This window comes from Acinetobacter chinensis, from assembly GCF_002165375.2.
Classification (GTDB): Bacteria; Pseudomonadota; Gammaproteobacteria; order Pseudomonadales; family Moraxellaceae; genus Acinetobacter; species Acinetobacter chinensis.
Window position 1 is genome coordinate 67,688 of sequence record NZ_CP032134.1, and the last position, 25,473, is coordinate 93,160.

21 protein-coding genes are annotated in these 25,473 nt (G+C 38.7%); 17 read left to right on the forward strand and 4 right to left on the reverse strand.

The annotated features are described in order from the left end of the window. Nucleotides 1-5: 5 nt before the first annotated feature. Genes CDG60_RS01055 through CDG60_RS01065 form a run of 3 tightly spaced genes read right to left on the reverse strand, consistent with a single transcriptional unit; the run spans nt 6 to nt 3,747 of the window. Nucleotides 6-2,198 carry a polysaccharide biosynthesis tyrosine autokinase gene (locus CDG60_RS01055; protein WP_087512932.1) on the reverse strand — a complete coding sequence of 731 codons (2,193 nt, stop codon included), beginning with the start codon at nt 2,196-2,198 and terminating at the stop codon, nt 6-8. 17 nt (nt 2,199-2,215) lie between these two features. Beyond that, complete coding sequence (locus tag CDG60_RS01060) at nt 2,216-2,644, reverse strand: low molecular weight protein-tyrosine-phosphatase (RefSeq protein ID WP_087512933.1); 429 nt, start codon at nt 2,642-2,644, stop codon at nt 2,216-2,218. Next, on the reverse strand, nt 2,644-3,747 hold the full coding sequence (locus CDG60_RS01065) for a polysaccharide biosynthesis/export family protein (protein WP_087512934.1): 1,104 nt from the start codon (nt 3,745-3,747) through the stop codon (nt 2,644-2,646). The genes CDG60_RS01060 and CDG60_RS01065 overlap by 1 nt, the downstream gene beginning before the upstream one ends. Before the next feature lie 439 nt (nt 3,748-4,186). Here CDG60_RS01065 and tviB point away from each other — a divergent pair, with 439 nt between their 5' ends. The 17 genes from tviB (at nt 4,187) to galE (ending at nt 24,002) form a co-directional block, all read left to right on the forward strand. After that, nucleotides 4,187-5,485: a Vi polysaccharide biosynthesis UDP-N-acetylglucosamine C-6 dehydrogenase TviB gene (tviB, locus tag CDG60_RS01070; protein WP_087512935.1), complete on the forward strand. Its 1,299-nt coding sequence runs from the start codon at nt 4,187-4,189 to the stop codon at nt 5,483-5,485. 31 nt (nt 5,486-5,516) lie between these two features. Continuing rightward, the gene (locus CDG60_RS01075; RefSeq protein ID WP_087512936.1) at nt 5,517-6,461 is read left to right on the forward strand and encodes a Gfo/Idh/MocA family protein; all 945 of its coding nucleotides are present in this window, start codon (nt 5,517-5,519) and stop codon (nt 6,459-6,461) included. A gap of 16 nt (nt 6,462-6,477) precedes the next feature. Then, nucleotides 6,478-7,065, forward strand: coding sequence for a UDP-2-acetamido-3-amino-2,3-dideoxy-D-glucuronate N-acetyltransferase (gene wbpD, locus CDG60_RS01080; RefSeq protein ID WP_087512937.1), 588 nt, complete (start codon nt 6,478-6,480; stop codon nt 7,063-7,065). Beyond that, complete coding sequence (locus tag CDG60_RS01085) at nt 7,062-8,144, forward strand: DegT/DnrJ/EryC1/StrS family aminotransferase (protein WP_087512938.1); 1,083 nt, start codon at nt 7,062-7,064, stop codon at nt 8,142-8,144. Before wbpD ends, CDG60_RS01085 begins: the two co-directional genes overlap by 4 nt. Nucleotides 8,145-8,147: 3 nt before the next feature. Next, a complete protein-coding gene (locus tag CDG60_RS01090) occupies nt 8,148-9,419 on the forward strand; it encodes a lipopolysaccharide biosynthesis protein (protein WP_087512939.1) in 1,272 nt (423 codons plus the stop codon). Between the two features lie 53 nt (nt 9,420-9,472). Further along, nucleotides 9,473-10,792 (forward strand): O-antigen polymerase, encoded by a 1,320-nt coding sequence (locus CDG60_RS01095; RefSeq protein WP_087512940.1) that lies wholly within the window; start codon nt 9,473-9,475, stop codon nt 10,790-10,792. 72 nt (nt 10,793-10,864) lie between these two features. Beyond that, nucleotides 10,865-12,031: a glycosyltransferase gene (locus tag CDG60_RS01100; RefSeq protein WP_087512941.1), complete on the forward strand. Its 1,167-nt coding sequence runs from the start codon at nt 10,865-10,867 to the stop codon at nt 12,029-12,031. 91 nt (nt 12,032-12,122) lie between these two features. Continuing rightward, nucleotides 12,123-13,250, forward strand: a complete 1,128-nt coding sequence (locus tag CDG60_RS01105) for a glycosyltransferase family 4 protein (protein ID WP_087512942.1) — start codon at nt 12,123-12,125, stop codon at nt 13,248-13,250. 158 nt (nt 13,251-13,408) lie between these two features. Next, entirely contained in the window at nt 13,409-14,650 is a 1,242-nt protein-coding gene (locus CDG60_RS01110; RefSeq protein ID WP_087512943.1) for a glycosyltransferase family 4 protein, read from the forward strand. A gap of 3 nt (nt 14,651-14,653) precedes the next feature. Continuing rightward, entirely contained in the window at nt 14,654-15,268 is a 615-nt protein-coding gene (locus tag CDG60_RS01115) for a sugar transferase (RefSeq protein WP_087512944.1), read from the forward strand. Next, entirely contained in the window at nt 15,258-15,911 is a 654-nt protein-coding gene (locus CDG60_RS01120) for an acetyltransferase (RefSeq protein ID WP_087512945.1), read from the forward strand. The genes CDG60_RS01115 and CDG60_RS01120 overlap by 11 nt, the downstream gene beginning before the upstream one ends. A 34-nt stretch (nt 15,912-15,945) precedes the next feature. After that, on the forward strand, nt 15,946-17,115 hold the full coding sequence (locus CDG60_RS01125) for a DegT/DnrJ/EryC1/StrS family aminotransferase (RefSeq protein WP_087512946.1): 1,170 nt from the start codon (nt 15,946-15,948) through the stop codon (nt 17,113-17,115). Nucleotides 17,116-17,254: 139 nt separating this feature from the next. Next, a complete protein-coding gene (locus CDG60_RS01130) occupies nt 17,255-19,129 on the forward strand; it encodes a polysaccharide biosynthesis protein (protein ID WP_087512947.1) in 1,875 nt (624 codons plus the stop codon). Nucleotides 19,130-19,159: 30 nt separating this feature from the next. Next, nucleotides 19,160-20,038 carry a UTP--glucose-1-phosphate uridylyltransferase GalU gene (galU, locus tag CDG60_RS01135; protein ID WP_087512948.1) on the forward strand — a complete coding sequence of 293 codons (879 nt, stop codon included), beginning with the start codon at nt 19,160-19,162 and terminating at the stop codon, nt 20,036-20,038. A gap of 20 nt (nt 20,039-20,058) precedes the next feature. Then, a complete protein-coding gene (locus CDG60_RS01140) occupies nt 20,059-21,315 on the forward strand; it encodes a UDP binding domain-containing protein (protein WP_087512949.1) in 1,257 nt (418 codons plus the stop codon). After that, on the forward strand, nt 21,315-22,979 hold the full coding sequence (pgi, locus tag CDG60_RS01145) for a glucose-6-phosphate isomerase (RefSeq protein ID WP_087512950.1): 1,665 nt from the start codon (nt 21,315-21,317) through the stop codon (nt 22,977-22,979). Before CDG60_RS01140 ends, pgi begins: the two co-directional genes overlap by 1 nt. Next, the gene (gene galE, locus CDG60_RS01150; protein ID WP_087512951.1) at nt 22,980-24,002 is read left to right on the forward strand and encodes a UDP-glucose 4-epimerase GalE; all 1,023 of its coding nucleotides are present in this window, start codon (nt 22,980-22,982) and stop codon (nt 24,000-24,002) included. A 66-nt stretch (nt 24,003-24,068) separates the two neighbouring features. On the opposite strand, the gene CDG60_RS01155 is transcribed toward galE, so the two are convergent. After that, nucleotides 24,069-25,439, reverse strand: a complete 1,371-nt coding sequence (locus CDG60_RS01155; RefSeq protein ID WP_087512952.1) for a phosphohexomutase domain-containing protein — start codon at nt 25,437-25,439, stop codon at nt 24,069-24,071. Nucleotides 25,440-25,473 lie beyond the last annotated feature (34 nt).

Genomic DNA, 25,473 nt, shown 5'->3' on the forward strand with positions numbered 1-25,473 from the left:
TGAAATCAGTCATTATCCTGTGAGGCTTTATAACCATAAGCATAGTTGTAGCCATAGCCATAACCATAACCACCCGTGCCACGCTGAATATCATTCAGAATAAAGCCATTCACTTTGACTCCAGCCTGATCGAAACGGTTGACCGTCAGTTCGAGTTCTCTGATCTGAGACTTCGCATAGCGGGCAATCACCAGGTTCACACCGGTATATTGTGAAATAATAATACCATCGGTTACTGCCAGTACTGGTGGGGTATCAATAATCACATGATCAAACAGCGCGGACACTTCTTCAAGCATTGCAGCAAATTTTGCAGAACTCAATAACTCAGAAGGATTCGTCGGGCTTTTACCACGAGGAATAATGGACAGATTCTGAATGGATAACTGATGAATCGCCTGTTGCAGATTTAACTGACCATTCAGATATTCAGACAGACCATTTTTGTTTTCCTGGTCAAAATATTTATGCAGATAACCACGACGCATATCACCATCAATGATCAGAACACGCTTGTCACTTTGTGCAAGAATAGCCGCAAGGTTGGTTGAAATAAATGACTTACCAACCTCGGGTGCAGGTCCTGAAATCATAATAATATTATTTTTCGCGTTGCTGAGCGCAAAGTGAATTGCGGTACGCATGCTGCGCAGACTCTCAATGGCAATATCATCACTGTTTTTAACCGCAAGCACAGGAATGGATTTTTTCTTTTTCAGCAGTTTAATCCGGCTTTCCTGAACAGGTGAACGTGGTACAGTTGCATAGACAGGCAAATCCAGTTCATTTTCAATCTGACTTGAGTCTTTGATCCCTGAACGTAACATGTTACGCAGTAATGCCAGTAAAGTCCCAAGGAATCCACCTAAGAATATGGACAGTACAAGGATCTGCAATTTCTTTGGTTTAATCGGTTCAATCGGTTCAACTGCGGTATCGACGACACGAACGTTACCAATTTCACCTGCTTTTGCAATACGCAACTGCTGATAAGAGTTTAACAGTGCAGTATACAGCTGCTGCTTCACCTCAACTTCACGATACAGCTGTAAATACTGACGTTGCAGATCTGGAAGACGTTTCAGCGTGCCATCCAGTTCTGCAATTTTTTTATTGATTGCACCAAGTTGAGCATTGATTTCATGCATGGCAGGATGTTCCTGCGTATATTTTGCTGAAAGCTCAGCCTGTTTCTGTTCCAGCTGGGCTTTCTGTGTTTCCAAAGTGATACTTTGGGTCAGATAGAGCTCAGATTCTTTGGTCACATCAACTGTATTGAACTGCTGACGGAATTTATTGAATTCACGTTCAGCTACATCGAGCTGTTTTTTCAGATCAGGCAGTTGTTCATCCAGAAACTTTAAAGTCTGTGCAGTTTCAGCGGAACGGCGTTCAATGTTCTGCTGGCTATAAGCAACAAGGATTGCATTCAGTACCTTGGTGATGTGCTCTTTATCGGTTCCCTGATAATTCAGCCCCAGTATCCCCGTCATTTTACCTTTTTCAGCAACAGAGTAATTGTTGGTTAATGCTTTCATAGCAGCAGGTAAAGTCTGTTTGCGGATGTTGTATGTGGCTTTTAAGTGATCTTTAGTAAAGATAGCAACTTTCCATGCGCCATATTCAGACTGCTTTTGAGTCAGTTGATTGATAGGTGCGGAAAATACAGTCTGTTCAGTTGCTTCATTGATCAGAGAGAAAGTATTGTCTTTGAAGCTGAGCAAAAGACTTTTGTCGAGAAAATTTGCAGGAATATCAAACTGACGGATTTCAAAGGATTTTGCATCATCATAGAATACAACTGACTTCCCATAATATTCGGCATCATATTCGTGTTTGTTCAGCAAGCGGTTCCAGAATGTATCCTGTGTACCTGAAACCTTAATATTTAAGTTCAGCCCATGAATGACAGAGCCTAATACTAAACGGGATTTTAGAATCTCTATTTCAGCCTGAGCGGGTTGTTTCTGTTCCACCATACTGGACAGATCACCCAGCAGTGCCGCCGAAGCTCCTTTATTTTCCTCAACCTGAACGAGTGCATCCACTGAATAAGTATCAGGTGTTGTTCTCAGATAAAGTAAAGCACAGACCATACTTAAAATGATGCACAGCGCAATCAGTTTCCATTGAGCAATGAGAGAGAAGAACAGTTCCTTCAGGTCAATTGTATCTTCTGTATTAGTATTTTGGCTCATAATCCTGGTATCAAAAGTTAAATATGTTTTTTCCAGTCTGCGACACAATGCTGAATCAGTAGACAGGTTTCATCAAATACAGCCTGGTCATGGCGGTAGGGATCAGAGACATTCTTTCCTTGCCAGTGTCCTAATCGGTATGTTTTCCCTTTGGAAAATGGCCAGGTCTGTTCAAGGTGCTTCTGTTGATTACTGCTCATGACCAGAATCAGATCGGCTTTTTTAATCAGATCACCATTCAGCTTACGTGCTTTATGAGGCGACATATCAATGCCTAATTTTTGCATGCAAAGATCTGCTTTGTCATCAGCAGAATGACCAATCAGACCAGAAATGCCTGCTGATTCAATATGCAGGTCAGGATATTCATGTTTCAGTAAATACTCTGCCATTGGGCTTCTGCAGATATTACCCACACAGACAACGAGGATATTCTGGATCTTCATTACTGTCCCATACGGTCAACGTTATAAATCATGTTGGAGAAAGGAATAACCTGGTTGACAACACGTTGCCAACGGGCAAGTCCTGAAGCATCCACATAAACAATATCATTGCTGCGCATTTTAAACTGGTTTGCCAGTCCAAAGTCACCGATACTGGTTAAATTCAGATGGTAAACTTCAGTACTGAAATCATTTGGATTGCTGCGGACCACATAAATTTTACTTCGGCTGGCAGACAACGGGTTCAGTCCAAGGCTTTCGCCCAGTACATCACTCAGGCTCATTCCCTGGTCACGCATGGCTAAAGACTGATTTTTCCCAGACTCACCCATCACATAAATTTTCTGATTTTCACGTGAATTGACATAAATAGTATCATTGGGCTGGATCAACAGGTTATGCAGCGAATAACCTGATTTTTCGAGCTCAATGCTGTTTAAACTGTATGTTCTACCCTGTCGAACAAGGGTGATTGCTGTATTGTCACCATTCTGAGTGTTGATGCCACCAGCCATCCCCAGTGCTGTATAAAGACTGACAGGCTGATCACTGAGTGCAAACTGGCCACCTTTCATGACGTTACCCTGGACGGAGAATCTTTGTCCCTGATAAGACAGGACGCGTGCAACAACATCAGGTGTTTTTAAAAAGCGGGATAACTGACTTCTCAGTTCCTGGTTGACCTGGTTTAAGGATTTTCCTGCTGCTTTATAACGACCAATCACAGGAAACTGAATATATCCATTCTGGTCTATCTGGTAACCGTTGGACTGTACTGCCTGTTCATTATTTATGGTATTTGTCGGTGGGGTAATTTCGGGATAAGCCCATAGATAAATGGATAAAATATCGCCAGGGCTTAAAAGGTAGTTTTTATGTGAGCGGTTAAACAGATGAGCGTAGTCCTGACGGATATTGATCTGTGCGGGTTGAACAGCGGGCAGGGATTCCTGGGTTAACTGAACCACATTTACTGATGTACCAAGATCCGTCTGATAAACCCCTTCAACAGGTAAGTCATAGGTTTGCAGGCCCGATGTAATGGCGCAACCTGAACCCGTCAGACCAAAAGCCAGCAGTAATGATAATGGTAGTTGTCTCACTCGCAATCCCGCTTATAAAAATAATGTTAGATAATTAAAATAGTTGGTATTGTACCCAATTCAATATAAAAAAAAATATAACAAATTGTAATTGGTATTTTATACCAGGAAGCTGGTATAGCGGTAGTATTATTCGATTATTATTGTGTGCACTGAATTAAATTTAAAAATAAATTCATGTCGAGTTAATGTGTATTTTTTGATGGTTTCAATATGCTTTTGGTAAGTAATGATAAATATTGCCATTGATTTTATTTCTATATCATTGTTTTTATTTATTATATTTTCTTGAATTTGTTTTTTGTTTTCAGAACAAAAAATGGCTTTATTCGTATTTATTTTCTGATTTTAATAACTGGAATAAAAAAAGTCTGTTATATTATGCTGTGCTTAAAAGCTGTTTTATTATATACATAAATATACAAGATAAGGCTCTGGAATGTTACAGATCTCGGAACTAAGAATTGCGGTTATCGGATTAGGATATGTCGGTCTTCCGCTCGCAGTGGAATTTGGTAAAAAACACCCGGTAGTGGGCTTTGATATTCATCAGAAAAGAATTGATGAGTTGAAGGGTGGTACAGATCATACGTTGGAAGTATCTTCTGAAGAGCTGGCTAGGGCAGCGCAGTTAACTTATTCAGCAAATCTGGAAGATTTAAAAAGCTGCAATTTTTTTATTGTTACTGTTCCTACACCTGTTGACCACGTTAATCGTCCTGATCTGACTCCACTTAAAAAAGCAAGTGAGACATTAGGTAAGGTGATTTCGAAGGGGGATGTTGTTGTCTATGAGTCAACTGTATATCCAGGTGCAACAGAAGAAGTCTGTATTCCTGTTCTGGAAAGTGTTTCAGGACTGAAGTTCAATCAGGATTTCTTTGCAGGTTACAGCCCGGAGCGTATTAATCCAGGTGATAAGGTAAACACACTGACTAAAATTAAAAAAATTACCAGCGGTAGTACACCTGAAACTGCAGACCTGGTGGATGGTGTTTATGCAAGCATTATTACAGCAGGGACACACAAAGCATCAAGTATAAAAGTTGCTGAGGCAGCCAAGGTAATTGAGAACACTCAGCGTGATCTTAACATCGCACTCGTTAATGAGCTTTCAGTCATTTTTGAGCGTATCGGTATTGATACGGTGGATGTGCTTGAAGCTGCGGGTAGTAAGTGGAATTTTCTTCCATTCCGTCCCGGTCTTGTCGGTGGCCACTGTATTGGTGTGGACCCTTATTATCTGACCCATAAGGCAGAAGAAGTTGGTTATCATCCGCAGGTGATTCTTGCGGGTCGACGGATTAACGATAATATGGCGCGTTACGTGGCTCGCAACACGATTAAGCATATGCTGAAAAATGGTGTGGATGTTCCTCGTGCCCGTATTGGTATACTTGGCGTGACATTCAAAGAAAACTGTCCGGATATCCGAAACAGTAAAGTTTCAGATCTGATCAGGGAGTTTGAACTGTGGGGGGCTCAGGTGATTGTTGCTGATCCATGGGCGGACGCTGAGGAAGTCAGACATGAGTATGGCGTTGAACTTGGAACTGTGAATGCTGAAAATCAGGTGGACAGTCTGGTGGTTGCTGTTGGTCATGAAGAGTTCCGGATATTGACACCTGCACAGCTGAAATCATATGTGCGTTGCGATAAGCCAGTTATTGCTGATGTAAAAAGCCTGTTCGACCGTAATGAGCTTGCAGCTGAAGGTTTTACTGTTTTCCGTCTGTAATTTTAAAAATCAATTTATAAAGTATTGAATTATGAAAAAGTTTGCTCTTATTGGTGCTGCTGGTTATATCGCTCCACGTCATTTAAAGGCGATTAAAGAAACAGGTAATACTTTAGCTGTTGCAATGGATATTAATGATTCTGTCGGGATTATGGATAGCCACTTCCCTGAAGCTGAATTTTTTACTGAATTTGAAGAATTTGAAGCGTATGTGGAAGATCAGAAATTAAAAGGTGAAAAACTCGATTACGTTGCGATCTGTTCACCGAACTATCTACATGCACCTCACATGAAATATGCACTCAAAAATGGTATTGAAGTGATTTGTGAGAAACCATTGGTTTTAAATTCAGAAGACCTCAACATGCTATCTCAATATGAGAAACAGTATGGTGCAAAAGTAAACTCAATTTTGCAGTTACGCTTACATCCTTCAATTATTGCATTGCGTGACAAAGTGCAGGCAGCACCTGAAGGAAAAATTTTCGATGTTGATTTAACTTATCTGACTTCTCGTGGTAAATGGTACTTAAAATCATGGAAAGGTGTAGATAACAAGTCTGGTGGTGTTGCAACCAATATTGGTGTGCATTTTTATGACATGTTGCATTTCATCTTTGGTGATATCGTAAAAAATGAAGTGCATTTCCGTGATGAAAAGACAGCTTCAGGTTATCTGGAATATGAGCGTGCACGTGTACGCTGGTTCTTGTCTATTGATGCAAACAATTTGCCATCAAATGCGGTGAAAGGTGAAAAACTGACTTATCGCAGTATTACAATTGAGAATGAAGAGCTTGAATTTTCAGGTGGTTTTACGGATCTTCATACGCAAAGTTATGAGCGTATTCTTGCTGGTAAAGGCTACGGTGTTGAAGAAAACCGTGCTGCTATTGAAACAGTAGAAGTGATTCGTATTGCTCCGATTGTTGAAAATCCAGGTAATCCGCATCCGTTGTTAGCAAAAGTAAAATAATAAAAGGGGAAACACGATGAGTTTTTATCAACATGAAAGTGCAATTGTTGACGAGGGTGCTCAGATTGGTGAGAACTCTCGTGTCTGGCATTTTGTACATGTGTGCGGTGGTGCCAGAATTGGACAAGGCGTTTCCTTGGGGCAAAACGTCTTTGTCGGTAACAAAGTTGTGATTGGCGATCATTGTAAAGTACAGAATAATGTTTCTGTTTATGACAATGTGACTTTGGAAGAAGGTGTTTTTTGTGGTCCAAGTATGGTGTTCACAAACGTCTACAATCCACGTTCTTTAATTGAACGCAAAGATCAATATCGCAATACCCTGGTGAAAAAAGGTGCGACTTTGGGGGCAAACTGTACGATTGTTTGCGGTGTGACTATTGGTGAATATTCATTTGTAGGTGCAGGTGCAGTAGTTAATAAGGATGTACCAGCCTATGCCTTAATGGTTGGAGTTCCTGCGAAACAGATTGGCTGGATGAGTGAGTTTGGTGAGCAGCTTGATTTACCTGTGGCTGGTCAAGCAGAAACCACTTGCTCACATACAGGTGCAATTTACCGTTTGGATGGTCAGAATGTAACAAAACAACAGGCACAAAAATGATTGAATTTATTGATTTAAAAGCACAGCAGGAACGCTTAAAAGATAAAATTGAAGCGGGGATTCAGAATGTATTGAGCCATGGTCAGTATATTCTTGGACCTGAAGTTAAAGAGTTGGAAGGAAAACTCGCAGCCTATGTAGGTGCAAAGCATTGTATCAGCTGTGCAAATGGTACTGATGCATTACAAATTGTGCAGATGGCATTTGGAATCGGTTCTGGCGATGAAGTGATTACCCCAGGATTTACCTATATTGCAACAGCTGAAACGGTTGCTGTGTTAGGTGCAACCCCTGTTTATGTAGATGTAAACCCAAAAACATATAACCTGGATATTGAAAAGCTGGAAGCAGCGATTACGCCACGTACTAAAGCGATTATTCCTGTTAGTTTATATGGTCAGTGTGCTGACTTTGATGCCATTAATGCAATTGCGGCTAAGTATAATTTACCCGTAATCGAAGATGCTGCGCAAAGTTTTGGTGCAACCTATAAAGGCCGTAAAAGTTGTAATTTAAGTACGGTAGCATGTACAAGCTTTTTCCCAAGTAAGCCTTTGGGTTGTTATGGTGATGGTGGCGCAATTTTTACCAATGACGATGAATTGGCAAAAATTATTCGTCAGATCGCACGCCATGGGCAGGATCGTCGTTATCATCATGTTCGTGTAGGAATGAACAGTCGTTTAGATACTTTGCAGGCTGCAATTTTACTTCCAAAATTAGAAATTCTGGATGATGAAATGCAGGCACGTCAACGTGTTGCGGAAACCTATACAAAACTTTTTAATGAGGCAGGTATTTTAACCACCCCATTTATTGAAGAATATAACCAAAGTGCTTGGGCGCAATATACCATTCAAGTGGAAAATCGTGATGATGTACAAGCAAAGTTAAAAGAGCAGGGTATTCCTACAGCGGTACATTATCCAATTCCACTGAATAAACAGCCTGCTGTTGCAAATGATGCTGTTTTACCTGTTGGTGATGCAATTGCTGAACGTGTGATGAGTTTGCCGATGCATCCTTACTTGACTGTAGAAGCTCAAGAAAAAATTGTTGCAGCACTTTTGAGTAAATAAGTAGTGAAAAGCCTTCTTGAAAAAGTTAATGCAAAGTTAAATGCGCAAGGGGGCTTTTTAAAGGCTGTATCTGTGTTGGTTGGTGGTACAGCATTTGCCCAATTGATAGGATTTTTGTGCTTACCAATTTTGACACGTTTGTATACTCCTGAAGACTATTCTGTCTTGGGTGTATATGTTGCTATTGTTTCAATTTTTGCCGTAATTTCATGTTTAAGGTTTGATATTGCTATTCCAATACCGGAAAATGAAAGTGACGGGAAAGCTTTATTATTATTATCATTACTTAGTAATATTATTCTCACCATTATTCTTTATATATTTCTTATAATAAGTCATCCATATATTCAAAAATATAAAATAATTGATCAATTATCTTACTGGATTTGGTTGATTCCACTTGGTGTTTTTGTTTCAGGGTTATATTCTGCATTACAATATTGGACAACACGTCATAAAAGATTTAAAGATATTTCTCAAACACGAATGACTCAAGCAGTTTTGGGTAATGGGGTAAGCCTTTCAACTGGGTTGGTTTGGGGGGGATTTTGGGGTTTAATATTAGGGCAAATTTTAAACTTTTCTGGCGGAATATTTAAATTGGCAGCCGATGCTAAGAAAGATTTAAGAAAAGTGAAGAGTGCATCAATAAAAAAGACTTTTCATAAATATAGTAAATTTCCTAAATATTCAACTTTTGAAGCATTAGCAAACTCAAGTGCAATTCAGTTGCCATTGATAGTTATAGCAGGTTTTTTAGCTGGCTCTGAGGTTGGTTATTTAATGATGGCAATGAAGCTTTTGGGTGTGCCTATGACATTAATTGGAAGTTCAATGTCACAGGTTTATTTGTCGCAAGCTCCACATTATTATATAAATGGAGGATTATATGATTATACAATTTCTATTCTAATTAAAATATTTAAAATTATCATTATCCCTTTTGTTTTATTGGCTTTAATTAGTTCTTTTATATTTGATTTTATTTTTGGGATTGAGTGGGCGGGTTTGGGTAAGTATATTTTAATAATGATACCGTGGTATTTTATGCAAATTTTATCATCACCCATTTCAATGGCGTTGCATATCGTTGGCTTTCAAAAAATTGCTTTAATTTTACAAGTTTTTGGTTTTCTAATTCGTGTCGGTGTTTTATTTGCTTTAGCATGGATTGGGAGTGAATTTGTTATTGATTATTATATTTTCTCAGGTTTTTTATTTTATTTTATTTATATGCTTGTTGTGATTTGGGCTGTAAAAAAAAGAGGTATTTAATAGAGTGATATTGTTTAAATATATATTTAATTTGAAAATTGGAAGAGAATCAAATGTTTGAATTTTTGTTCGTAATTCTTTTTTTTCTATTCCCGGTTTTAGCACTATATGTGTATAAATATATATTTAAAGAAAGTATTCTTAAGGTTGGAATTTTAAATTTTCTTTTAATTAGCATTTTTGTCTTTGCATATATAGGGATAATATTTTTATTTTTCCATATGGATCCGTTGAGAGTTTCAAATGGAGTCATTGATAGGGAAACTATATTCTTGGTTTGGTTTTTTTCCTCACTATCAATTTTTTTTATAATGCTAGGAGGAGGGGTTGCTAAAAAAACTTTATCTTTAGCTGATTCACATTTTTCTATTGAAAGAATAAAAAAAATTAATAATATTCAAAGATTAAAATCATACATATTCATTGTTATCGGGATTGTTTTTCTTTATCTCTATATTAAAGCTGTTCCTGAAATTGCTATTTTTAATATTTTTTCTTTTGAAAGTAAAAGTGGAATACAAAGCTTAAGAAGTGATATGGGGAATAATTTTGAAGGTTCATATTTTTTATACAGTATTTTTATGGAAGATATTTTAAAATTTCTATTATTCTCTTTCTATGCACAATGGTTGGTTTTTCATAATAAAAAAGATTTATATGTTGTCTTATTCTTGTTTGTAGTTAATGGATTTATTGCATTAATGGCTACAGAAAAAGCCCCTTTAATTTGGTTAATTGTAGGAATGTTTTTAGTAAATACGATTATTTGTAGGAAGGGTTTAATTCCTATTAAATCAATATTCAAAATTTCAATTCCAATATTTTCTATATTAATATGTATGTATATGTTTTTTATGAAAAGTTTGTCGGTGTCGGATGCTTTTAACTCAGTATTATCTAGAACTTTTACAGGAAGTATTACACCAGCATATTTTTATTTGGAATTATTTCCTGAACATTATGATTTTCTTTATGGGAAAAGTTTTCCTAATCCAAAGGGAATATTTCCATATGAGCCTGTTAGGCTAACCGTATTGGTTATGAATTGGGTAAACCCTCAGTTAGAACAATTAGGAATTGTTGGAACTATGCCAACAGTTTATTGGGCAGAGATTTACGCTAATTTCGGCCCAATTTTTATTGCACCATTTTCATTTTTTATAGGTTTTGTTTTAAGAATTCTAGATAGCATTATTTTGAAATTTAGAGAGCTTCCTATCGGAGCAGGTTACTATGTGTGGGTGATTTTGTATTTTAGATCGTTGTCAGTTACAAGTTTTTCTAATTTTATATTAAATATTACTCTTATTATAATCACGTTAGTTTTTGTTTTTATTTCAATGAAAAAATTGAAGTTAAGTTATGTCAGATAAAGCTTTTATGGAAGTAATGTGCAATGAAATATTCTTATTTCCAATTAATTGATAATGTGTGAGTAAGTGATTATGAGAAATCTTCATATAAGTTTGAATGAATTCACAAATGCAAGTCGTGTTTTGAAGCAGACTAAAAGCTTAGTTGATTCTGGTATTGTGGATAAGCTATATATTGCAGCTTTATACAAGGAAGGGTTGGATAGTGAATTTAATTATGACAATAAGAGAGAGTTGAAAAGGTTTTCTTTAAGGAGTAGAAGTTTAAATAAAAGTCTTTTTATGCAAGTCATAAAGTATATAGAGTTTTGTTTTTCAATTTATAATTATTATAAAGATAAAAATATAAAAATGATAAACATTCATTCTTTGAGTATGCTTCCATTTGGACTTTTTTTAAAATATTGCTTTCAAGCAATATTAATTTATGACACCCACGAGCTTGAGGTGGAGCGTAATGGCTTAAAAGGAGTAAGGAAGAAAATAAGCAGATTTTTTGAGTCAAAGTTGATAAAACATGTTGATATGACAATAGTTGTTAGTGAAAGTATTGCTGATTGGTATCAAAAAGAATATGACATCAAACGTCCTCCTGTTGTTTTAAATGCACCAAATAAAAGAGAAATGAAAAAAAATAACCATTTCAGGGAGCAGTTGGATATTCGCGAAGATCAAATCATATTAATTTATCAAGGTGGTTTATTTTATGGTAGAGGTATTCATTTAATTTTAGATGCATTTAGAGATAGAAAAGATGACAAAGTTGTGGTTGTTTTTATGGGATATGGTGAATTAGAGAAAGATATAACTGATTTAGCTAAAAATTATAATAATATTTTCTTTTTCCCAGCAGTATCACCACAGGTTGTGCTGGAATATACTTCATCAGCTGACTTAGGTATTTCTTTAATCGAAAATACTTGTTTATCTTACTATTATTGTATGCCTAATAAACTATTCGAATATTCTATGGCGGGTTTACCTGTTTTGGTCTCTAATATGAAAGATATGTCTGAATTAGTAGTTAAGAATAATATGGGGGTAGTAATTAGTGATTTTTCTTCAAAAGGTATTAATCAAGCGGTTGATGATTTTTTGACTAGAGATTTGGTGTCTATGAAGAAAAATGCTTATGATGTGGCATGCGAAAACTCTTGGGAGGTTCAGGAGCAGAAGATGATATTTTCCTATCGTAAATTATTGGAGAATCATGATATTTTTGATCTAAAAAATAAATGATATATAAATAGTATGGTGGGGAGTCACCTTCATGTAAGGCATCGTTTTTATGAAGGTTTTAAATAAAGAATATATATGATTGAAGGTGTGCATGAAATCTTATATTTATATTTGTAATAATTTCACTGGAAATAAGGTTCATAGTGAAGTTATTTTAAAATTATCAAGAAAATACAGCAATATTAATCATTATATTTTTGTACCTTGTAGCAATAGGGGGCTTATTGGTAGAAATAATATTAGTAAAAATAATATTATTGTTGAATATTTTTATGTTAATAAGTACATGAAATTTTTTCCAATAATAAAATCACTAATAATTATTTTTATGATTATTTCCAAAATAAAATTTTATAAGATAGATATGAAGGAAAGCAAAGCTTTGTCTTATACTTTTGGGTCTGATGGTGTATTGTGTTTGTATCTTTATTTTATTTTTGGAACAGTATTTAGTACTTTTGTAAGAACTACTGATGTGTCTATATTTTTTAAATATGGCTATCATTTAAGATTGTTTTTCAGATTGATAGCAAGTAAGTCTAAATATATTTATTTTCCTAGCTTAGTGTTAATGAAAAATGGTGAAAAAACACTATTTTTAGAAAAAAATTCAAATAAGTTTAAATTTATACCAAATCCGATAAATGATTACTGGGTTGATAATATTTATTATTTTGATAATTTAAGCATTAATAACAAAAAGATTTTGTTTGTAGGCAGTTTTGATCTTAATAAGAATATTATGGCAGTTTTTAATTCTTGCTCTGCTCTTTATAACTTAAGAGGGGATTTTCAGCTTGAATTTATTGGGGGTAGTGTGACAGATTTTAAAAAGATCTGTCAGATTAATTCAATACCTGATTGGGTGTCTGTTTTAGATAAAATTCCTAAAGAAGAGCTTTTGTTGAAGTATCGTTCTTCTAATATATTATTGGTACCATCCTTTTTAGAGACTTTTGGTATGGTCTATATTGAGGCTATCAGTCAAGGTTGTATTGCCATATGTTCAAAAAATCAAGGAATAGATGGTTTGTTCAGTAATGAAAATATTCTTTATACCGTTGACCCATGTGATTGTATTAGTATTTCAGAGGCATTAAACAATTTATTGGATAAAGATATAAAAATATCTGATTTTGAGTTAAAGAAACTTTTACTTCCTTTTATTTCTGAAAATGTAATCAATGATTATTCTTCTTTTTATTGTGAGGATTCGTAATATTTTTATAAAATTCATGCAGATGTTTTTGATGAAAGAAAATGAGTTGTTAATTTTTGAATGAGGATTTTTGTATTAATAATTTAAATCATAATATGCTGAAATTGTTATTTACAAACAGCATTAAGTGTGCTGTTATTTTGATTAGTGTGTAGCGTATGAATACTAAGAAAACTTTTTGGATTGTTAATCAATACAGTTCTACTCCTGAGACTGCAATGGGTGGACGACATTATTATATTGCCTCTGAATTAGCTAAAATGGGGCATCAGGTTTATGTCATTGCAGGTGGGTACAGTCATTTATTACGAAAACCTAAACAATTTAAATCTCCCTATCTCTTGGAGGCTATTGCACCAAACTTTTCATTCGTATGGATAAATTTACCAAAATATGAGGAAGCTCACAGTAAGCAGCGAGTCATTAACTGGTTTAGATTTTCATGGGCATTAAAAAAATTACCGCCTTTAATGGAACATCAACCAGATATTGTTCTTTATTCATCGCCATCACTTGTTGGCTATCTTGGGGCAAAATATCTCTCTAATAAATTTAAAGCAAAATTTATTTTTGAAGTACGGGATATCTGGCCTCTAACATGGATTGAGCTAGGTGGTCACTCTCCTCAACATCCTTTTGTGCGTTTTATGCAATGGATAGAAGACAGAGCTTATAAAAAAGCTGATTTTGTGTTTTCCAATCTGTTTAATGCCGTAGAGCATATGCAAACAAGAGGTCTTGACAGAGCTAAGTTTCATTGGATTCCCAATGGGATTTCTTTGGAAGAAGTGACACATAGAGAACCATTGAATATTGATATTATTAATCAAATTCCAAATGATAAATTCATTGTGGGCTATACTGGGACTATAGGAGTTGCGAATGCAATTGATGATTTAATTGAAGCTGCAAAATCACTGTCGAAGCAACAAAAAGATATTCATTTTGTATTAGTAGGTGCGGGTAAAGAAAAAGAAGATCTGGTCAATAAAGTTAAATCCTTAGGCTTAAGTAATGTTACTTTTATTGATGCGATACCTAAAAAGCAGATTCAGTCTATGTTGGCTTATTTTGATGTTTGTTATATAGGGTGGCAGAAGAATTCTCTTTATAGATTTGGGATTGCTCCGAATAAATTACCGGAATACCTTTTTTCTGCAAAACCTATTATTCATGCATTTTCCGGTAAAGGGGATGTGGTAGAACTTGCAAATGCTGGTATCAGAATTGAGGCAGAAGATCCCGAACTTATTGTTGACGCAGTTATACAGTTATACAGTTTAAGTGACAGTGAGCGTCATGAGATGGGGGATAATGGTAAAAATTATGTTATTCAGAATTTGGATTATACAAAGATTGCAGAAAAACTTGTAAATGTTGTTTTGAACGATGAGGACTGATTAATGAAAAGAATACTCGATATCATCATCGCCTCTATTGCTCTGATTTTGCTGTCACCCTTGTATTTTATCGTGGCACGTAAAGTAAAAAAGAATCTGGGATCTCCTGTTCTGTTTCGTCAGGTACGTCCAGGTCTGAACGGCAAACCTTTTGAAATGATTAAATTCCGCACCATGAAAGATGGGGTGGATGCACAAGGTAATCCTTTACCCGATAGTGAGCGATTAACGCCTTTTGGTAAAATGCTGCGCTCAACCAGTCTGGATGAAATGCCGGAACTGTGGAATGTAATTAAAGGTGATATGAGTATTGTTGGTCCTCGACCATTACTTATGGAGTATTTACCTTTATATAATGAAGAACAGGCAAAACGCCATAATGTGCGCCCAGGCATGACGGGTCATGCCCAGGTGAATGGACGTAATGCGATTGGCTGGGAAGAAAAATTTAAGCTGGATACCTGGTATGTAGAGAACCGATCCACCTTGCTTGATTTTAAAATTATGTTTAAAACCGTACATAAAGTGATTGCAAAAGACGATATCAGTGCAGAGGGCGAAGCAACGATGACTCGTTTTACTGGTACACATGAAAAGGAAAAACAGAATGACAGTTGAATTGTATGGAGTGTATGGTGCCAGCGGTTTTGGTAAAGAAGTAATGCCTTTGGTGCGCCAACAATTCCCTCATATAGAAAAAGAATGCTTTGTTTTTATTGATGATGGGCAAGCAGGAACAGATCTGAATGGATATCCAATACTAAGTTATCATGATTTCAAATCACATAAAGCAGTTTCAAAATCAGTTACAATTGCTATTGCAAACAGCATCGTTCGTGAAAAACTTGTATTACGTTTAAATGAAGACAGCATTCAGCATCTGGAAGTGAAAGCTGAGAATACAGTAATTCTGGATGAAGTGGAAATTGGTGAAGGCAGTTTACTCTGCCCATTTACATGTCTGACTTCAAATATAAAAATTGGCAAGTTTTTCCATGCCAATATTTATAGTTATGTTGCGCATGATTGTGTGATTGGCGATTATGTTACTTTTGCACCGAGTGTAAAATGTAATGGTAATATTCATATCGAAGACCATGCCTATATCGGAACAGGCGCAGTTATTAAGCAGGGTACGCCGGATAAGCCTTTAGTGATTGGTAAAGGGGCGGTGGTGGGAATGGGGGCTGTTGTAACGAAAAGCGTACCACCAGGCGTGACTGTTGTCGGTAACCCGGCACGAATTTTAGAGAAGAAATAAGAGTTTAAACCGCTCAGAAATCAGGACAGATAATATGTTAAACACTGCATTTGAACCGTGGCCAAGTTTCACTCAGGAAGAGGCGGATGCTGTATCTCAAGTATTACTTTCAAATAAGGTGAATTACTGGACGGGTCAGGAATGCCGTGAATTTGAAAAAGAATTTGCACAGTTCGCAGAATCTGAGTATGCAGTTGCACTTGCCAACGGTACCGTAGCACTTGATGTTGCGCTGAAAGCATTAAACATCGGTCCTGGCGATGAAGTGATTGTGACCTCCAGAACCTTTCTCGCTTCAGTCAGCTCAATTATTACAGCAGGTGCAACGCCTGTATTTGCAGATGTTGAGCTTGATTCGCAGAATATTTCCCGTCGCACTATAGATGCTGTATTCAGTACAAAAACTAAAGCCATCATCTGTGTTCACCTTGCAGGGTGGATGTGTGATATGGACCCAATCATGCAGTTGGCTGAAGAAAAAGGTCTGTATGTCATCGAGGATTGTGCACAGGCGCATGGGGCTAAGTATAAAGGTAAATCTGCAGGTTCAATTGGACATATCTCAGCATGGTCTTTCTGTCAGGATAAAATCATGACGACTGGCGGTGAAGGTGGAATGGTCACAACCAATGATGAAACGTTGTGGAAAAAAATGTGGTCATACAAAGACCATGGTAAAAATTATGACAGTGTCTACAACAAACAGCATCCGCCAGGGTTCCGCTGGTTACATGACTCATTCGGTACAAACTGGCGAATGATGGAAATGCAGGCAGTACTTGGTCGAATTCAGCTGACCCGTATGCCTGAGTGGACAGCAAAACGAACTCAGAACATGAATCAGATTCTGACTTCATTTGATGACAGTCCATTTTTTACAGTACACCGTCCATCGCAGGATTATGTACATGCCTGTTATAAATGTTATGTTCAGGTCAATATAGATGCATTACCTGAAGGGTGGTCACGTGACCGGATTATGCAGGAAATCAATGCACAGGGTGTTCCATGTTTCAGTGGATCATGTTCGGAAGTCTATCTTGAGCATGCTTTTGACAATACACCATGGCGACCGGAAAAGCGTCTTGAGAATGCGCAGCAGCTGGGTGAAACCAGTCTGATGTTTCTGGTTCATCCAACGCTGAGTGAAGCCAGCCTGAATAAAACTGTTACAGTAATTCAGCAGGTTATTGGTCAGCTTTAACAGGAAAAAATCAGTCTATACAGATACATATTTAATGTATCTGTATATTAAAAATAACGATATTGTGAGGGTATCCATCAATTAATGTATGTACTGCATTAAAAATGGATAAGAACGTCAGGCCGAAAAGAAGTTTTCTGTGAAATCAATTATTATCTCATTGGCTGCTGCGCCCAGACTGGCAAAACAGGCTTTTTTAATTCTTATAGATTTTTGTGTGTTTCCTGCACTGATCTGGTTGTGTTATGCCATCCGCGAATTTAATTTAGGTGCGGAGGTTGTTCCTCGTCTTGATTTTGGTGCGGTCTGGGTGAGTCTGATCACTACAGTTGCATTGATTATTTGTGGGGTTTACCGTTTCATTGTCCGTACATTCAATGAAGCGTTTATTTTTAAGTTAGGTTTGGCGACTTTTGTTACTGTTGCTGGCTTGTATCTACTTGCCTATCTGACACACGCATTCATTCCGACTTCCATTCCGATTATGTTCGGTTTCATGATGTTTTCATGGATCTGGTTCAGTCGGGCTGCGATCCGTATGCTGGTCAAGTCCCATTTGTCATCTGATGTGCCGCGTAAAAGAGTAGCTATTTATGGCGCAGGTTATGCAGGTCAACAGGTCGCTGCAACGCTGTACCGTTCGGATGAGCATTTACCGGTTTTTTTCATTGATGACGATACTTCTTTATCCGGTCAGATTATTGGTGGGTTACGGGTTTTTGATGCAGGAAACAGTCTTAAACAGCTGAAAAAACAACAGATTGATGAAATTCTGATTGCTTTGCCTTCTGTAGGGCGGGTCAGAAAAAGTGAAATCATTAAATTTCTTGAACCTGTACATTTAAAAATTACAGAAATTCCTGGTCTGACAAAGCTTGTTGATGGTGATATTCACGTTTCAGATATTCAGGAAGTGGATATTATCGATCTGTTAGGACGAGATCCTGTTCCACCTATTGCAGAATTACTGGCAAAGAATATTAAAAATAAAGTAGTGATGGTCACAGGCGCAGGGGGGTCTATCGGGTCTGAATTATGCCGACAGATTGTGAAAAATCAGCCGAAGAAACTGATTATTTTTGAACTGACTGAGTTTGCCCTGTACAGTATAGATAAGGAACTGCGTTTAAAAACTCAGATTGAAATTATTCCTATTCTTGGAACGGTGTTGGATCAGCCGAAGCTCGAACGTATTATTCAGCAGTACAGCGTACAGACGGTATATCACGCAGCGGCCTATAAACATGTTCCACTGGTCGAGTGCAATCCGATTTCTGGTCTGAAGAATAATGCTCTTGGCACCGCATTCAGCCTGAATGCTGCTGTAAAAAATGCAGTTGAAACCTTTGTTCTAATTTCGACGGATAAAGCTGTACGACCGACCAATGTTATGGGCGCGTCGAAACGGATGGCTGAACTTTATTGTCAGGCAATGGCTGAAGCTCAAGATCAGACACAAATTAGTATTGTTCGATTTGGTAATGTACTGGGTTCATCAGGTTCAGTGGTACCCTTGTTTAAACAGCAGATAGCTAAAGGTGGTCCAATAACTGTGACACATCCCGATGTCACTCGATATTTTATGACGATCCCAGAAGCATCACAGCTGGTGATTCAGGCCGGTGCACTGGGGCAGGGTGGTGATGTATTCCTGCTGGATATGGGCGAGCCTGTGCGTATTCAGGATCTGGCAAGACAGATGATCTCCCTGAGTGGACTGCGTGTACGTGAAGAAGGTTCATCTGATGGTGATATTGAAATTAAATATTCCGGTCTACGTCCAGGTGAGAAACTGTATGAAGAACTGCTGATTGACCAGGAAGATACCGCGGTTACTGATCACAGCCGGATTTTAAGGTCATTTGAAAAACATTATCCGCTGGATGAGCTGATGAAAGTTTTTGAACGGATCAACGAGCTGACCGCGACACAGCAGGATATTGACTGGGCTTTATCGCAGCTTGAACACTATGTGGATGGCTATCAACGTGGTAAAGAAATTCAGGTAAACTAAGCCTGTTCATTTGTACATTCAGGAAATTGCATGACAATCAGAAAAGCCATACTCCCTGTCGCTGGTCTGGGTACCCGTTTTTTACCTGCCAGTAAATCCATTCCCAAAGAAATGGTGACAGTTGTTGACCGTCCTGCAATTGAATATGTTGTCAAAGAAGCTGTTGAAGCGGGAATTGAACAGATTATTCTGGTGACACATTCTTCCAAAGCTTCGATTGAAAATTATTTTGATCGTAATTTTGAACTTGAGACTACGCTTGAGCAGAAAAAAAAGTTTGATCTGCTGAAAGAAATTACCGAAATTTTACCTGAACATGTCAGTGTGATCAGTGTCCGCCAGCCGCAACCTTTAGGTCTCGGACACGCGGTTCTCTGTGCAAAAGAAGTGATTGGTCAGGAGGATTTTGCAGTTCTGTTGCCGGATGTATTGGTCAAGTCGAAGGACAACACCAATGACCTGACATTGATGATTGATCATTTTTCACAGCGCAAGCATGCACAGATTATGGTTGAAGCAGTACCTGATCACATGGTTGATCAGTACGGAATTGTCGATGTGGCTACAGCACCTGTTGAAGGTGAAAGTGTTGTCATGCAGGGGATCGTGGAAAAGCCAGCTGTAGGAACTGCACCATCTACTCTTTCAGTGGTTGGGCGTTATATTTTGCCAGCCCGCATTATGGAACTGCTTGAAAATACTCCTAAAGGTGCGGGGAATGAAATTCAGTTGACTGATGCGATTGCTGCCTTACAGCTTGAACAGTCTGTTGATGCCTATCGTATGAAAGGTCAGACTTTTGACTGTGGCAGTAAACTGGGGTATCTGAAAGCAGTACTGCATTATGGAATTGAGCATCCTAAATTAGGCAACGAGTTCAAGGCACTGATTCAGGAACTTCCGCTCTAAGAAAGCACAGGATTTTTGCGATGAAGATTGCTGTTTTTGGTAAAACACTTTATTCAGGTGTTATGTCAGCCTTACTTGCTGAATGTGGGCATGACGTCTACTGGTGTAATATTTTCAGCTCATCTGATGCCGAAAACTATCATTTTCAGGATGAGTCTGTTACTCAACTGCTGGAGCAGCAGCGTCAGGAAGAGCGGCTGAAATTCTGTGAGTTTTCAGAACTGCCACTGACTGTGGATGCTTATATTTTCAGCTTCAGCCCAGCTGAAGAAAGTCTTGCATTTGAGCTGTTGACCCAGCTGCAGCACAGACCGATTATTCATCCTAAACTGATGATCAATGCTTCAACACTAGGGTTGAATGGTACTGACCGTTTCAGCAGAATTTTACCTGATGATCAGTGGATTTATTTACCGGATACCATTCAGGAAGGTAATGCTTTACGCAGTCTGACTCAGGCGAAGCAGCTGACGGTCGGTTGTACAGATCCTGTAGCACAGATTCGCCTGAAAGAGATGCTGAGACCGTTATTTCCGCTCAAACAGAATTTTCTGTTCATGCCTGTTCTGGATGCTGAATTTACCAAGTTGAGTATCTCTGGTATGCTGGCAACCAGGATCAGTTACATCAATGACCTGGCTGTGGTTGCAGAAAAGCTGGGGATTGATATTTCCCATGTGCGTCAGGGAATGGCAGCCGACAGTCGAATAGGGGCGTCTTATCTGTATCCAGGGGCAGGCTTTGGTGGTGAGAATTTTACTCATGATATTCAGACGCTCGCTAATACTGTGACCAATACAGGTGTAAAAAGCAGATTACTTTCTCAGGTCTGGGAAATTAATGAACAACAGAAAGAACTGATGTTTCAGAAATTCTGGAATTATTATCAGGGTGATCTTCAGGGTAAACGTCTTGCCATCTGGGGTGCATCATTTAAGGAAAACACCACAAGAGTACAGCATTCCCCGATCCATGTGATGTTAAAAGCATTATGGGCGCAGGGGGTGACAGTGGCATTGCATGATCCTCAGGCATTAAACGAGATCAGGCAGATCTATGGTGAACGTCCTGATCTGATTTTGTGTGAAAATCAGTATCAGGCAGTGGATGGTGCACATGGCCTATGCGTACTGACTGCATGGAAACAGTATTTCAGCCTGGATTACACAGAACTGTTAAAAAGAATGATACATCCGCTGTTACTGGATGGACGTAATATTTATGATCCTGAATATGTGAAATCTCAAGGATTTGCTTATATGGGGGTTGGCCGTTGATGACTGCACATTCTGAGACAGATATCTCTAAACCGTCTTCATTGGGTCTGTCCGAACTGAATCAACTGAAAACTGCCTTTGAAACCCGTCATCTGAATGAGTTGTTTGCACAGGATCCATTGCGGTTTGAATATTTTTCTGAACGCTTGAATCAGGTATGTTTTGATTTCAGCAAGCATCGGATTGATAAAAAGGTGATGGATGGACTGATCGGTTTTGCTGCAGAGCGGGATCTGTCAGGCTGGATCCGACGACTGTTTTCACAGGAAAAAATTAACTATACCGAACAGCGTGCGGCTATGCACTGGGCTTTAAGATTGCCAGCGCATGATCAGAACTGTCCAGAACTGGCAAGCGAGGTGTATACACAACTGGAGCGTATGGCTGTTCTGGTTGAACAGATACATACAGGTCAGCGTCGTGGTTCCACAGGTGAAGTCATTCAGGACGTGGTGAATATTGGGGTCGGTGGATCTGACCTTGGACCTCTGATGGTGACCCAGGCACTGTCTGATTTTAAGAAACCGACGGTTAAGCCACTGGATGTACATTTTGTATCCACTATGGATGGCAGTCAGTTATCAGAACTGCTGCATAGACTTCGCCCTGAAACAACACTGTTTATTATCTCTTCCAAGTCATTTGGTACCATTGATACATTGTCCAATGCGCAGACGGTCAGATTGTGGCTTGAAAAAGCATTGGGACATCAGCCTCAGATTCTGAAGCATCATTTTATTGGGATTTCGACCAAGCCTGAAAAAATGACAGCATGGGGAATTGCTCCTGAAAACCAGCTGAAGTTATGGGACTGGGTGGGAGGAAGATACTCGCTGTGGTCGTGTATTGGACTGCCGATAGCACTCAGTATTGGTATGGATGGATTCAGACAGTTGCTGGCTGGGGCATATGAAGTTGATCAGCATTTTCAGTCTGCGCCATTTGAAAAAAATATTCCTGTGCTGATGGGCTTACTGGGCGTCTGGAATAATAATTTTCTGAATATTCAGACACATGCTGTTTTGCCCTACGATGGTCGACTGAAATATTTTGCGTCCTATTTACAGCAGCTGGAAATGGAATCCAACGGGAAATCGATTCAGCGAAACAATGTACGGGTCAGTATGGACACCTGTCCAATTGTCTGGGGCGAGGTTGGACCTAATGCGCAGCATGCATTTTATCAGTTGCTGCATCAGGGAACTCATGCAGTCAGCTGTGATTTTATTGCACCGGTTCAACGCTACAATGCCAATCAGTTTACGTATGCGGAAAATGCGGATGCATTGATTGAGCAGCATCATCTGGCACTTTCCAACTGTCTGGCTCAATCCAGACTGCTGGCATTTGGCAATGAGGCACTTGATCCGTCAGAACTGAGTCAGCTGGAAAAATATAAGCAATATTCAGGGAATCAGCCCAGCAGTACTTTTTTGTTAAAAGAGCTGAATCCACATAGCTTAGGTATGCTGATTGCGTTATATGAGCATAAAGTTTTTGTTCAGTCGGTGTTGTGGGATATCAATCCTTTTGACCAATGGGGTGTGGAAAAAGGGAAGGAAATCGCTAATCAGCTGCTACCGATACTGAACAGGGAGCAGCAGGATCTTTCCGCACTCGATGCCTCTACCCAGGGGTTGCTGAAAATTTTATTGGAACAATAAATGTCTAATATACTGGTGACTGGTGGTGCAGGTTATATTGGATCGCATACCTGTATTGAACTGTTGAACGCGGGTTATCAGGTTATTGTACTGGATAACCTCAGTAACAGTTCGAAGGAATCCATTCACCGTGTTGAAACTTTAACTGGTAGAAAAGTTGATTTTATTCAGGGGGATATTCGTGATACAGCGTGCCTGACTCGGATTTTCAGTCAGTTTGTGATTGATGCGGTAATCCATTTTGCTGGTTTGAAAGCAGTTGGTGAAAGCCAGCAGAAACCACTCAATTATTTTGACCACAATATCGCAGGCTCCATTCAGCTTGTACAGGCAATGCAGCGGGCAGACGTTTTTTCATTGGTATTCAGTTCTTCTGCAACGGTTTACGGTGAGTCCAATCCGTCACCTTATCAGGAAGATATGCCCTTAAGCATGCCAAATAATAATTATGGTTATACAAAGCTGATTGTTGAACAACTTTTAGAAAAAACCTCGGTTACTGATGAACGCTGGTCAATTGCACTGTTACGTTATTTCAATCCGGTAGGGGCACATCAAAGTGGTGAAATTGGTGAAGATCCATTGGGTATACCAAATAATCTGATGCCTTTTGTGACTCAGGTAGCGATTGGAAAGCGGAATGAACTGGCAGTTTTTGGGCAGGATTATCCAACAGAAGATGGTACCTGTGAACGGGATTTTATCCATGTTGTTGATCTTGCAAAAGCTCATGTATTGGCTGTACAGAACAGACTGAGTGAGACAGGTTGTCGTGCATGGAATATTGGAATGGGTCAGCCTGTTTCAGTTTTAAATCTGATTCATACTTTTGAGCGTGTAAATGGGGTGAAAGTTCCTTTTAAATTTGTGCAAAGACGGGCGGGTGACCTTGCAAGTTTTTATGCAGACAGCACAAGAGCAAAAAAAGAGTTAAACTGGCAAGCAGAACTTAGTCTTGAAGATATGGTCAGAGACAGCTGGAACTGGCAGAAGAAAAATCCTCAAGGTTATCGTAACGATTAGTATCTGATTTTATTGTGACCTGAAGAAAAAATAAGGAGTCTTAATGACTCCTTATTTTTTTGTTGATCAGCCCTGAATCAGACTGGTCAGCAAATCAATATAATGCTGCATTGGCTGAGGATTCTGATCACGACGGCTTTCAATATTCAGACGTAATAACGGTTCAGTATTGGATGCACGTACATTCAGGCGCCATGCGCCAAAGTCCAGACTGACTCCATCAGTACGGTCAATGGCAGGTTGCTGATCGGCAAAGTAATCGAAAATTTTCTGAATGGTCTGCTGAGTATCCTGGACTTTGAAATTGATTTCACCACTGCATGGGAATTTCTGAATCATATCTTCAACCAGGGATGACAAAGTCTGTCTTTTTTCAGAAAGAACCGATACCGCGAGTAACCATGGAATCATGCCGCTGTCACAATATGCAAAGTCACGGAAATAATGATGCGCACTCATTTCACCGCCATAAACAGCATTGTGTTCACGCATTACATCTTTAATAAAAGCATGTCCTGATTTGGACTGTACCGCGATGCCTTGATACTGCTCAGTAATATCCAGGGTATTCCACACCAGTCGTGGATCATGCACAATTTTTTCATCTGCCTGTTTCAGCAGGAAAGCCTGAGCCAGAAGACCGACAATGTAATAGCCTTCAATAAACTGTCCTTTTTCATCAAACAGGAAACAGCGGTCAAAGTCGCCATCCCAGGCAATGCCCATATCTGCTTTATGTTCCAGTACAGCAACAGATGTACTGCCACGGTTTTCAATCAGAATCGGGTTGGGAATACCATTTGGGAATGTACCATCAGGATCATGATGAATTTTAATAAATTCAACAGGAATCTGTAATGCCTTAAATTTTTCTTCAATGGCATCAATAACATGACCTGCTGCACCATTACCAGCATTGACCACCAGTTTTAATGGCTGGATTCTGGCAGGGTCAATATAGTTCATCAGATGTTCAGTAAATTCAGGCAGAATATTGTATTTCTGAGTGCTGCCTTTAATTGTTACTTCTTTAAATTCAGCACTTTCAGCAAGTTTCTGAATATCTTTCAGCCCTGTATCTGCACTGATTGGTCGTGAGTTTTCACGGACAAGCTTCATCCCGTTATAATCCATTGGATTATGACTGGCGGTCACTTCAATGCCACCCTGAACATCCAGGTGAAAAGCACCAAAATAGACTTCTTCTGTTCCCGTCATGCCCAGATCAAGTACATTGACCCCAGCATCATTCAGACCCTGAATGGTTGCCTGCTTCAGGCTTTCGCTGGTCAGGCGGACATCACTGCCAATCACGATGGTGCGGGGCTGATAAATCTGACCGTAGGCACGTCCTATTTTGTAGGCGATATCTTCATTTAGTTCTGAGCCGAGTTTACCGCGGATATCATAAGCTTTAAAACAGGTGAGTTCAGACATCTTTTTTCTCTTAAAATACAGTGAAAAAAGGGCT